The sequence below is a fragment of the Anaerocolumna aminovalerica genome (genome assembly GCF_900115365.1).
Lineage (GTDB): Bacteria > Bacillota > Clostridia > Lachnospirales > Lachnospiraceae > Anaerocolumna > Anaerocolumna aminovalerica.
This window is the reverse complement of record NZ_FOWD01000029.1, coordinates 45,548-57,472: the sequence shown is the minus strand read 5'-3', so window position 1 is coordinate 57,472 and position 11,925 is coordinate 45,548. Positions and strand designations below refer to the sequence as shown.

Here is an 11,925-nt window from a genome sequence, read left to right as displayed (position 1 = left end):
ACGTTAAAGAGTATCTAATTTCGTCGCTCCTTGTCATTCCTTGTCACGCTTCGTCACACTACGGACAAGTATGGACAACGGCATGTAGACGCAAAAAGTCGCGTTTTCTGAGCCGAAAAGTGAGGTCTCTTGAAGCCTCATGTAAGAGTGGAAAAATGCTTCGTGCATCGTCACGGAACGTGATGTAGAGCACGGATTTGGCTGTAAATTGAACAGGTAAATTATCCAGAGGACAGCTTTTGGATGGTTTCACAGGCACTTACTTTAGAGAAATCTAGAGTAGGTGCCTTTTTTCGTGCTTGGGGCAACTTGTAAACATTTTTCATTCGAAAGGAGGCTCATGATCGTGGCAAAAAGATCAAAGGAAGAGCGGGAAGAAGAAAGAAAAAAGGAACTTCTTCGGACATTAAGAAGAGGGCCGGATCTTGACCGGTTCATAGATGAGAAGAAGCGGAACTTTGTTTCCTATGCACAGGGCGCACGGATGTATTCCATGAACTATTACTCATTCGTAAAACTGGCAAAAGAGGCAGGAGCAAATATCCGTATTAAGAAGAACGTGGTCATCGATCTGGAGTTGATCGAAAAGTATCTGGAAAACAATTGCGAAGGCCCGGAAGGAGGAAACTGATATGGAAAGAGGAAGATCAAAGGATCCCGGTAAACAGGAAAGACTGGATAATTACAAGGCTCAGTTCAAAAATGGCAAGAAGAAATGGGTTAGATACGATGAAGGCGCGATCCTTTATTCTATGGGGATCCACTCATTTATGGATCTTGCAAATGAAGCTAAGGCAGTATACCGCATCAAGCGTATTTGTCTTGTGAATACTGAAAAGCTGGATGAGTACATTGAAGTGATGTACGGCGATCCGGAAAGTAACTAAGGAGGGCAAAGATCATGTGTAAGGTTATCGCAGTTGCAAATCAAAAAGGCGGGGTCGGCAAGACTACTACAGCTGTAAATCTTGGGATCGGGCTGGCTGCAGAGGGCAACAAGGTTTTATTGATCGACGGAGATCCTCAGGGCTCGATGACGATCAGTTTGGGATACAGGGAGCCTGACAGTCTTGAATATACGCTGTCTACTTTGTTATCAGAAGTAATGGAAGAGAAGAAACTGTCTCTCACACAGACTATCATTCAGCACGATGAAGGAGTGGATCTTATTCCGGCCAATATCGAATTGTCAGCTCTTGAGATCAATCTGGTAAATGCCATGAGCAGGGAAGTCATGCTCTGGAGTATTGTTGAATATCTCAAAGCAGAATATGACTACAAGTATATCATCATCGATTGTATGCCCTCGCTCGGAATGCTTACGATCAATGCCCTGGCTTGCGCGGACAGTGTTCTGATCCCGGTGCAGGCGGCGTATCTTCCGGTGAAGGGTTTAGAGCAGCTCATAAAAACCATCGGTCGTGTTCAGAGGAGACTTAATAAGAGTCTTCGGATTGAAGGAATATTGCTTACGATGGTGGATGCCAGGACAAATTATGCCAGGGATATCTCACAGCTTGTCATAGATACTTACTCGAATCAGATCGGCGTGTTTCATACCTGCATCCCTTTTTCGGTTCGTGCGGCAGAGATCAGTGCAGAAGGCTCCAGCATTTATCAGTATGATCCGAAAGGAAAGGCGGCTAATGCGTACCGGACATTAACGGAGGAGGTGTTGGATCGTGGCTAAGAGAGTTGGACAAAAGATCAAGATGACATCCATTGATGAATTGCTCTGTGTGCCTTCAATAGCCGGTTGTGATGAGATCGAGGTTGCTAAGATCCGGCCGTTCAAGGATCATCCTTTCAAGGTCCTGGATGATGAGAAGATGCATGAGCTTGTGGAAAGCATCATGCTAAATGGTGTGCTGGTTCCGGTTACTGTCAGACCGCTTGATGACGGAGATTATGAAATGATCTCCGGTCACCGGCGGTTATTTGCGGTCAAGGAAGTCGGATTGGAAAGGATCCCTGCGATCATAAAGAAGTACGATGATGATGAAGCTGTCCTGGCAATGGTCGATTCGAATTTGCAGAGAGAAGAGATACTGCCGAGTGAAAAGGCATTTGCTTATAAGATGCGATATGATGCAATGCGCCGGAGGGCAGGAAGGCCGTCAAAAAATGCGTCCCAATTCGGGACGAATTTCCCGGAAGGACGAGCAGACGATGAATTGGCTGAACAGGTCGGGGAGAGTCGTGGACAGTTGCACCGGTATCTTCGTCTGGTAGAACTTATTCCATCTATTTTGGATTTAGTAGATAAGAAAGCCTTGGCGCTTGCTACAGCAGTAGAAGTTTCTTTCTTGGATCACGAAGTTCAGCAGATGCTTTACGAGTACATGTGTGAGAATGAAATCTGTAAGACGTTTCAGATCTTTGCATTACGAGATTATCTGAAAGAAAATGATACCGTCACTAAGATGGAACTCATGCGGATCCTGAATGAGAATGCCCCCAAGGATGAGAGCAACAGGTTTCAGCAGCTCACGATCACGAAGAAGAAATTGCAGGAATACTTCCCGACATTCTATACCAGATCTCAGATGGAAAAGGTGATGTTTTCACTTTTGGAAGAGTGGAAGAAGAAAAATAGTACTGGTGAGTAATGAAAATGTTGGAGTATTATAATGAAAGTACTAAAGAGTAATTGAAATATGATGCACAAAAAAGAAGAGTTGGCTCCAAAGCCAACTCTTTATTAATTGACATATTGCGTTTAAACGACTAAACTTAAAATGAAAGTTTATTTTTGCAAAGAGAGGTAACTATGTTAGAAGGCTATGTAACCGTTCAAGAGATTGCAAAAAAATGGGGCGTGTCGCCAAGGACAGTCCAACATATGTGTGTTCAGGGAAAGATAAAAGGAGTCGCAAAATTTGGAAGATCATGGGCTATTCCTCAAGATGCCCCCAAACCAACTGACAATCGGATGAAGTCCGGGAAATATGTAAATTGGAGAAAGAATCTAGGCGGTGAATCAAAAGAATAAACCGTAATGAAAAATATTTTTATAAGATCGAGGTGAGAAGACAGTGGTTATTGAATGGGCAAAGGCTGCAAATGCAGTGTACAATTTTATAAGCCTTATGATGACTGATGAGATATCTGCAGGGAAAAGCAGTATTAAGAATGTTTTTTTTGAGAGAATACACAGATACAAAATAAAAAGATATTGTCGCGATTTTTTTCGCAGAAACTATGGTACTGTTATTTCTAATCCTGTCTTCTATCGGTGGATACAAAATGACGGAACAATAGATAGACTTTTTAAGCATACAGGCACAACTCACGCAGACGTTACAGATGCAGAATACATAGATGCAGAAATTAATAGAATAAAAAAAGATATTGAGCATCCGCTTGATGGAAGAGATATAACTGCAATTAGAGATTTTTTGGGTGGGCTAATAACGAAGCATCGAGAATACACAGAAAAATCTCTTTCTAGTGATTCAAAGCAAATAATACAAAACAATGATAGAAATACCAAAGAACTCAGTAATGCAATTACAGGTATAAAAGATGTACAAGATAATATTTTGGAATTAGTTGCAAACAGTAAAGGAAGCTTATCTGTAGATCAAGAATATGATATTCATCAGAAATTAAACAATAGTTTTTGGGAAGGAGATTTTGATTTACTAAGAAGTATTATACCTGCTATTAGAGAAAAGAGTAATAGTCTTGATGAGTGGGTGAACTTTGTCCTTAGCAAGGCATTGGTTGATGGAAAAAAGTATCGTACAAATTATTCGTTAAAAGATATTGATAATATAAGTATTAGAGAAGACGCTGTTAGAAAGGCAATTATTTTTTCATATTTACAGGAAGAACCTTTGGACAGTTATGATTTTTTGCTTGAAGGTGATTTAGGCGAACTTGTTTCTAAAATGCAAACAGGTGACGCGTGGCTTTTTGATGAAAAAAAGGAAGTAAGAAATAATGTTGATTGCTATACATTGACACCTTTTACTTCACTGAAAAGTGAAAGTGAAACAGTGAAAATTTTGCAGACTATAAAGGCTTTTAGAATGCAGGTGCCGGGGGCCGAAAATGTAATCGATGCTATTAATGGCAATCGATATAATTATTTGACCACCTTATTAAAAGAGGCACGTCATTATACAGAGGGTATAGCAAGATGTACGACTGATGCTGAAGCAGTTGAGTTATCTGTAAAAACAACGGATTCCTTATGGGGAAAAAAGGATTTATATAGTTTGACAGGGGTTAGCATACAAAAAATATATTGGAGAACAATTATTCAAGCCTTTTCTATTTCAGAGAAAAAAAGGCTGTCAGAAGTTATTCAGAACATCCCAAATAGTATACATGAAGAATTGTCTGAATGTATTTTGATTGCACGTATTAAATGTAGAGATATAGAGCGCGACGAGTTTTTGGAGTTATGGAGAAAAAACCGAAATTATGACATCCTAAATGCATATCTTATTAACTTCAAGGCTTCAGATGCTAAAAGCATAGTTGCTGATTTTATTCCAGAGGCAATGGAGTCACCAGAGGTAGTTCTGAATTTGGTTGATCTATTCTTTAGGGATGGTGATGATGAAGAAGCGGAGGCAATACTAAACTCATATAAATCAACCTGTGATGACTATGCAGAGTATTATATTGATATTTATCGACTCTCAAAGGATAAAAAGGATGTTGACATATTAGAGGATAGGTGGATACACCAGAATCTAAGATATTTGAGCATGCTATCCGACAGTACGATAGCGCATATTTTTTATGATTGTAAGAAATATGAGATGTGTCTTAATGTGCTGAAATCACTTGAGATAAAAGGTGTTGTGAATTATGATCTTCGCAAATTATATGCATTTGCACTAATTAATGCAAAAAAATCCATTGAAGGCCTATCTGCCTTAAATAATCTTATGCCTGAAGGTAAAGATGATCTCTCTGTTATTAGAAATATTTTATATTGTTCTTTGGGCCTTCAGCGAGAAGTGTCGGAGGAGGTTATAAATGCGGCCGATAAATTGAAGACACCAGAGTTAATGCTTTATCTTGGGGCAATTTATGAACAACGTAACGACATTCAAACTGCAAAAAAATATTATTGGAAGACGCTACTCGCCAATTCTGATGATAAATCCAAAATATATGGAGTTTATTGGGCGTTTTCAATAAAACATCTGTATGGAGACATAAAACCAGATGTCACAGATGAAGGAACCTGTATTATAGCTAAAAGAACTGATGGAGATGATACAGTTTCACTTGGCATTTTAGGAAAGGAGTATGTAGATTCAGAGTTAAATGTAGAGAATATCAACGTTTTTTCTACCGATAACGCTATAAAAAATGGATGGCTTAATAAAATAGTTGGTACGAATATAGATTTTAAAGGAAAGACATACATAATAAAACAGATTATTACTATGGATGCATGTTTTTCTTCATTATGCTGTCAGAAGCTTGTTAAAACTGGAGCTGCAAAAGCTTTTACTCTTCCAACAGATGTTTCCCTTGAGCAGGCTAGAAATTCTTTTATTGATTTTTTCAAGTCTAATATGCCATCAGTGAATAAGTCAAATGAATTGATTAATGACTATAAAGACTTATCTAAGCTACCACTAACATTACATGGATTATTCATGCATGGCCGCTCTAATTATATTGTTGCTGTGTATAGTCTGCTAAAAGAATCATCTATCGTAACAAGAGAATGGATTACTTATGAGAAAAACGATGAAATAAAAGAAACAAAAGGGTATATGCTAACATTCTCGTCGTTAATTTTACTGTTTTTGCTGAAAGTACCGGCCGAGCTTTTAGAGAAGAATAAGGTATTTATTCCGAAGTCTATGTTAATAGAGATAAGAAATGAAAAGGACGAGGTTATCTCAGAAAAAAAACGTGGTGATGGAGGTTCTATTACAGTAATTGATGATCACATTCAAGCGTATATGGATTCCGAGGAAACAAAACAAGAATTGATGACGTATGCTATCGATTTATTGGATTATGCGGAGAAAATACCTGTTATAGACAGTAAAAAAGATTTTGTAACTGCGCTAAACCCGGAAGTAGATCTTCGAGATTTTTTGGGTACGCCAGATTTGGATGCACTTTCTATATGCGAAGAATATGGTTATTCCCTTGTTTCTTTTGAAGTATGGCTTTCAGATATAAATATGATTTCAAAAGGTAAAAGTGTAACAATTATTGAATTCTTAAATGAGATTGAAAAAGATGACCTGATATATATGAGGTACCTAGTAAATTTACAAGACTTTCGTATGATGAACGTGCTTGATACAGCTAGCCTCAATAGGATCATGAACTCAGATAAGAAAGAAGTATATGATGAGTGGGGACGCCTTTTAACAGCGCTTGAAAAGCAGGATGGATACTATAAAGATTGGCTTAGAGAACACCTCACTCATATCAATCAGAAATATCAAGAAATAAGAAAAAAAGATAAAGAGTTAAATGATGCGGAAAGAGATTTTTACGCTTTATTAATGAAATTGCTTGAGAGAGAAATACATGTAAGCACAGGGACGTTGCATGATGATGAAGGAAATCCGGTTATTAGAACATATATGAGGGTGTTTGATAAAAGAAGTCAAAGCTATTTGGAGGATCTGGATCAGATATTTGATACTGTATTGAAGGTTGACTTCTCTGTAATGGAAGATGATGGGGAAAAGGATTAGAAAAATGGTGGCATAAGCAGATGGGGTCAGCAATTCGCTGGCCCTTATATTTACCTTGACATGTAGTCATTGACCACATATAATAAAGATAGAAGTGCACGCATTGACTACATTGAGGAGGCGCCTATGAAGAAGGAAATATATAACCTCGAAGGAATCGAGATTGAAGTAGAAAAGTATGACAAAAACGACAAGGATGCTGAGCGTCGTCGCCTGGCTTATTGTTTCAGAATGATCAGGGAAAAGTCCGGTATGAGCAGGACTGATTTTTCTGTGTGGTTGGGCGTACCTTATCGGACCATGCAGGAATGGGAACTTGGCCGGAGAGCGATGCCGGAGTATGTTTTACGCTTGATCGCTTATAAGGTGATGAATGAGCTGCGTGAAGGGAGGATTGGTTAATATGTTTGTTTTAATAAAAATCCTGAAGCTTTTGCTGTTGCCGGTTGCTTTTGTTTTGTTCTTTACGAGGTGGGCATTGGAAACTTCAGTGAAGCTGACAGAATGGGCAGTGGGGTTGCTTACCTTGATAGTTGGGGCAGCTATTATCTATAGCATCGTTATCCATAGGTGGGGGGATCTGTTTCTTTATTCGCTGATATTTGCAGGTATCATGGCTATACTGATGGCGGTAGTTGTTGTACAGGATTTTTGTGATGCCATGCTTGATAAAATTAGCATGCTATAATGATAATAATTTAGTAGTGAAAAATCTGATGATTCATGAGGTGATTTGCAATGAGAATCCAAAATACAAGAAGGAATATGGAGAAGATGGCCATGTTAATGGATCTTCATATGGCATCATCTACAGTTAATACAGTTCTTACGAATATGATTAACGAAAATTCTATGATACCTTCCGATATAGATAAGTTAAGGGCCGAGGCAATTAAACTGCAGAGCCAGATGAAAAATACTTCAGTTGATAAGATTATGATGATGCTTATGGTGGAGGGTATGATAGCACCTTACATAGGAAATGATGCAAGGATGTTTGATTTTTTTATGAACAGTCTTTTAAACGAAGGTAGAGTTTTTGATGTCTCTGAAATTCAAGATAATCCGTATGTAAAAGATATTGATTTTAAGGATAGGCGAAGCGGAGACTTTGAATTTCGGTACCATTCGTTTATGCCCTATGAATTAGATATCTATGACATACCAAGGAAAATAATAGAATATGACGTGGATATCCCCAGGATCTCTTGTTTTACAGAAAAGGTAGAGTATCCTGTTATATTTCAAAACAGCATAAAATCAACATGGATGTCAGTGTCTCCGAATGAAATAAATACAATGAAACAACCTATAAGGAATGCCAAAGGTAAAGTTTTGACACTTGGTTGCGGAATGGGATATTTTGCCTATATGGCATCGTTAAAAGCTGATGTAGAATCTATTACCATTGTGGAGCGAGAGCAAAGCGTGATAGATTTTTTCACTTCTTTTATTCTTCCGCAGTTTAAAACTAAGGATAAGATAACAGTAATAAAAGATGATGCCATCGAATACATGATGAATCTTGAGGATGGTTTGTATGACTATTGTTTTGCTGATATATGGATAGGCGTTATGGATTTTGAACCATACATTGAAACAAAGGAAGTATGTAAAAGGTTCAGAAAGATGAGGATGGAGTATTGGATAGAAGATGCATTTGGAATACTACTTTCTTCACATATTTATATTGAGATGCTGAAAGCATTTAGCAATAATATGAACGTGCCTTTGGGCAATATGAATGATAATGAGTTTCCGATTCCAGAAAATGAGAAAAAGCTTGCTGACTATGTAGCCAGGTTGGTTGAAAATGTTGAAATAGAAAAACCTGAGCATATAGATTATTATCTCACCCCAAGAAACATTACAAGCTTATTAGATCGGACAGAAATTAAATACAAAATTTAAAAAAGCAGGTTTTCGGTAGGTTTTTGGTAGGAAAGTGGTAGGTTTTGAGTATTCTTTTTTCAAAATAGGTGTGTTATATTTACAATGGACAAAGCGAACGGGAAAACAAAATACACCCGAGCCGCCGAGTCCATTTTCTTTTGCAAAAGAATACCGGCAATGATGAGCGTCAGATCATGACTTCGAAAGAAGTTGTGAGCCTGGCGCTTTTTTCATGCCATCAACTCAAGGCCGAGGATGACGATCCGGAGCCGACACAAAAAGCGAAAGGACAAAACATACTATGGATTATGAATCATTCAAAGATAAGTTCGTAGAGGACTTAAAGGACAGGCTTGATGAGCAGGGCGCTGATGTAAAGGTTTCAGTCAACACCGTAAACAAGCTCAACGAGAGTTACGAGGCTGTGACGGTCACGCCGGAGGGCAGCAACATCGGAGTGAACATCGGAATCGACAAGTTCTACAACGCGATGGAAAACGGCAGATCCTACGATGAAGTCGTAGATAAGGCCGTTGAGGTCGTGAACAGCGGTATCACCCAGCGACCTGACTTCGATATCGATTCCTTATCTGATTACTCTCAGATGAAGGAAAAGCTTGCGATGGAAGTTGTTTCTGCGGAAGCCAATAAGGAGATGCTTGAAACTGTACCTCATCAGAATATGGAAGATATGGCGGTTGTTTACCGCTTCGTCTTAAATTCCGATGATGAAGGCAGAGCATCCATCCTGGTTACCAACCAATTGCTTGAAAACATGGGCGTTACTCCCGAACAGCTTCATGCTGATGCAATGGAGAATGCGCCGCAGATCAAGCCCGTCGAGATCAAGGGCATGAGTGAAGTCATGGCCGAGATGATGGGCGTTGAACAGGCTGAGATGATGGGAATCTTCCCGGTAGCACCTGAAGATGAGAAGATCTTCGTTGCAACAGTACCCGACAAGGTACACGGTGCCGGGGTTCTTGCTTACCAGGATTTCATGGATCAGGCAGCTGAAAGGGCAGGCGGAGACTTCTATATCTTACCTTCGAGCATCCACGAGGTCCTCATCGTTCCTGATAACGGAGAGATGGGGCTTAAGGATCTTGAAGCGATGGTGAAGGAAGTCAATGCGACTCAGGTTGCTCCTGCGGATAAGCTTACCGACAGCGTTTATCACTATGATAGTCAGGCAAAGATCTTCGAGCTTGGAGAAAAGTTCGTAGCCCGCCAGGCTGAAAAGGAGGAGGAACACGCTGAAGAGAAGGGTGAGAAATCCGTTCTTGGCGAACTGAAGGCCAAGAAAGAGGAAGTCGCCAAGGCTCCTAAGAAGGAAACCATCGATAAGGGTGCAAAGGCCAAGGGTGGCGAAGCACTCTAAGCAGAAACCAAAATCAAACGTTTGAGGCTTAAGGCGTCAGGCTGTGGGAAGTTCCCCGGCTTGGCGCTTTCTTTATGCCGGAAAGGAACAGATATGTCAGATAAATGTTATACGCCGGTCATTGCCGGATATGGTCCCAGCTACTCTTCGGTTCTCGGTAAACCGATACCGAACGCACATCCCAGCAACTGTAAGCATGAGTGCCCTTATGGGAAGGACAGAGCATTTTGCTTTCCCTGCTATGCCAAGATCATGAGCGAGCACAGGGCAGCCAGAAAAGCAGCTACTGAGGGAGTGTGATGCCATGCAGTTCGACTACTTTTATCCGGAGGAGTCGGAAAACTATGTATTCTACAGAACTCCCAAGGTTCTTTGTACGGATAAAAGATTCCGGGGACTGTCTTCGGATGCAAAGCTTTTGTATGGGATCCTTTTGGACCGTATCCAGCTTTCCAAGAAAAACAGATGGATCGATGAAGAAGGACATGTCTATGTCTATATGACTATAGAAAGCATTGAACAGGCTCTTGGCCGCTGTCATCAGAAATCCTGCAAGGTACTGAAGGAGCTTGTGAATTTCGGTCTTGTAGAGCAGAAGAAACAGGGGCTTGGAAAACCCACAAAGCTTTATGTGCATAACTTTGGCCGGGTATGGGATGCAAACCTACAGAAGTATGAAACACATACCCACGGAAGTATGCAGGACATACCTGCAGAAGTATGCGACTCATACTCTAATAATACTGAGATAAATAATACTGATAAAAGTGATATCAATCCTATCCTATCCGGAAGGGATGTGGATAAGGATGAGAGATCCGACTATCGTGAGTACCTTATAGAGCAGCTTGATATGGCTGTTTTGTATGAGCGATATCCGTATGACAGGGAGATCCTGGATGCCATCCTGGACATGATGCTGGATGTGATCTGTTCCAAGAGAAAGACCATCCGTATTGCAGGAGATGATAAGCCTGTTAATGTCGTGAGATCTCAGTTTATGAAGCTGAATGGTATGCACGTTGAATATGTCATGGGGTGCCTTAAGAATAACCCTACAAAAGTCAGAAACATCAAGCAGTATCTGCTTGCAACAATCTATAACGCTCCGCTTACTATGCAGAGCTATTACCAGGCCTGGGTCAATAACGATATGGCCGAAGGCAGAATCTAACAGGAGGAAAGATCAATTGAAAACACTGAATGTAACAATCGAACTGGACCCGGTAAATGACGGAGCAGTTTTTGCAGAAAACAGATTTAAGAAGAAAGAGGAAGGAGCCCTGATCATCGGGACCAACGGTGAAAAGAGGATCGCCGGTGCTTCGGAAGCCCAGCGTATTCTGGATATACTTGCCGAGGTTGGTCATGGAGAGTACATGGGTAAGACCGATTATCTCATTATGATCAACGGAAACAAGATCCTTAAATTCGGTACCGGTGAATGCTTTATCGGCTCCGCACTCATCATGAAGTATGACGGCAAGGGCTTAGGCTTTTTGTCAGGTGACGAGTTTGATGAGGCAAGCAAGGAATTTGAGAGCAGGCTGATCACTATTGTTGCAGACGGGCAGGAATTTTCTGCCTATGAACTTTTATAGGAGGTGCGACATGAGCAGAACGATACCCAGAGCATATGTAACGGCTGCCTGGCCGAAGAACCGCGTCGATGCGGAGGACCTGGCAAGAAAATACTGTGGAGAGCTGGTAAAGGCAGGATACCTTCCCTTGTGTCCGGTACTTGCATTTTCAGGGATCATCGGTGAAGACGATCCGGATGGTGAAAAGAAGCGCAGAGAGATGTCGGAGGATCTTTTAAAGCGAGCGAGATTTCTCGTTGTCTGCGGAAAGAAGATCAATGACGATGTCCGGGCTGACATATCTGTTGCCAAGCATTCCAAGGTCATTCCGACTACGCTTGATGGCATTTTGGAGTGCGGCGAATAGTGAAGCAATAGT

13 protein-coding genes are annotated in these 11,925 nt (G+C 40.5%); all 13 read left to right on the top strand.

Annotated elements, in window-relative coordinates; genetic code table 11:
• Positions 1–346: 346 nt before the first annotated feature.
• The 13 genes from BM183_RS14845 (at position 347) to BM183_RS14780 (ending at position 11,913) form a co-directional block, all read left to right on the top strand.
• Positions 347–631, top strand: coding sequence for a DUF6462 family protein (locus tag BM183_RS14845; RefSeq protein ID WP_242961011.1), 285 nt, complete (start codon positions 347–349; stop codon positions 629–631).
• A 1-nt stretch (position 632) separates the two neighbouring features.
• Complete coding sequence (locus tag BM183_RS14840; protein WP_044959236.1) at positions 633–887, top strand: DUF6462 family protein; 255 nt, start codon at positions 633–635, stop codon at positions 885–887.
• A gap of 14 nt (positions 888–901) precedes the next feature.
• The gene (locus BM183_RS14835; protein WP_091687658.1) at positions 902–1,690 is read left to right on the top strand and encodes a ParA family protein; all 789 of its coding nucleotides are present in this window, start codon (positions 902–904) and stop codon (positions 1,688–1,690) included.
• Positions 1,683–2,609 (top strand): ParB/RepB/Spo0J family partition protein, encoded by a 927-nt coding sequence (locus BM183_RS14830; protein WP_091687657.1) that lies wholly within the window; start codon positions 1,683–1,685, stop codon positions 2,607–2,609. The genes BM183_RS14835 and BM183_RS14830 overlap by 8 nt, the downstream gene beginning before the upstream one ends.
• A gap of 143 nt (positions 2,610–2,752) precedes the next feature.
• Positions 2,753–2,992: a helix-turn-helix domain-containing protein gene (locus BM183_RS14825; RefSeq protein WP_330392432.1), complete on the top strand. Its 240-nt coding sequence runs from the start codon at positions 2,753–2,755 to the stop codon at positions 2,990–2,992.
• A gap of 43 nt (positions 2,993–3,035) precedes the next feature.
• Entirely contained in the window at positions 3,036–6,692 is a 3,657-nt protein-coding gene (locus tag BM183_RS14820; protein ID WP_091687655.1) for a tetratricopeptide repeat protein, read from the top strand.
• Positions 6,693–6,818: 126 nt separating this feature from the next.
• Entirely contained in the window at positions 6,819–7,094 is a 276-nt protein-coding gene (locus BM183_RS14815; protein WP_044959238.1) for a helix-turn-helix domain-containing protein, read from the top strand.
• Between the two features lie 76 nt (positions 7,095–7,170).
• Positions 7,171–7,380, top strand: a complete 210-nt coding sequence (locus tag BM183_RS14810; RefSeq protein WP_139221538.1) for a hypothetical protein — start codon at positions 7,171–7,173, stop codon at positions 7,378–7,380.
• A gap of 50 nt (positions 7,381–7,430) precedes the next feature.
• Positions 7,431–8,603 (top strand): O-methyltransferase, encoded by a 1,173-nt coding sequence (locus BM183_RS14805; protein ID WP_091687653.1) that lies wholly within the window; start codon positions 7,431–7,433, stop codon positions 8,601–8,603.
• 283 nt (positions 8,604–8,886) lie between these two features.
• Complete coding sequence (locus BM183_RS14800) at positions 8,887–9,966, top strand: DUF5688 family protein (RefSeq protein WP_091687652.1); 1,080 nt, start codon at positions 8,887–8,889, stop codon at positions 9,964–9,966.
• A gap of 304 nt (positions 9,967–10,270) precedes the next feature.
• The gene (locus tag BM183_RS14790; protein WP_091687650.1) at positions 10,271–11,140 is read left to right on the top strand and encodes a DUF6017 domain-containing protein; all 870 of its coding nucleotides are present in this window, start codon (positions 10,271–10,273) and stop codon (positions 11,138–11,140) included.
• A gap of 16 nt (positions 11,141–11,156) precedes the next feature.
• A complete protein-coding gene (locus BM183_RS14785; RefSeq protein WP_091687649.1) occupies positions 11,157–11,567 on the top strand; it encodes a hypothetical protein in 411 nt (136 codons plus the stop codon).
• Positions 11,568–11,577: 10 nt separating this feature from the next.
• Positions 11,578–11,913: a DUF7768 domain-containing protein gene (locus BM183_RS14780; protein ID WP_091687648.1), complete on the top strand. Its 336-nt coding sequence runs from the start codon at positions 11,578–11,580 to the stop codon at positions 11,911–11,913.
• Positions 11,914–11,925: the final 12 nt, after the last annotated feature.

Coding starts and splice junctions, on each gene's coding strand:
- BM183_RS14790 (WP_091687650.1), top strand. CDS start 10,271: ATGCAGTTCGACTACTTTTATCCGGAGGAGTCGGAAAACTATGTATTC.
- BM183_RS14805 (WP_091687653.1), top strand. CDS start 7,431: ATGAGAATCCAAAATACAAGAAGGAATATGGAGAAGATGGCCATGTTA.
- BM183_RS14800 (WP_091687652.1), top strand. CDS start 8,887: ATGGATTATGAATCATTCAAAGATAAGTTCGTAGAGGACTTAAAGGAC.
- BM183_RS14780 (WP_091687648.1), top strand. CDS start 11,578: ATGAGCAGAACGATACCCAGAGCATATGTAACGGCTGCCTGGCCGAAG.
- BM183_RS14815 (WP_044959238.1), top strand. CDS start 6,819: ATGAAGAAGGAAATATATAACCTCGAAGGAATCGAGATTGAAGTAGAA.
- BM183_RS14840 (WP_044959236.1), top strand. CDS start 633: ATGGAAAGAGGAAGATCAAAGGATCCCGGTAAACAGGAAAGACTGGAT.
- BM183_RS14835 (WP_091687658.1), top strand. CDS start 902: ATGTGTAAGGTTATCGCAGTTGCAAATCAAAAAGGCGGGGTCGGCAAG.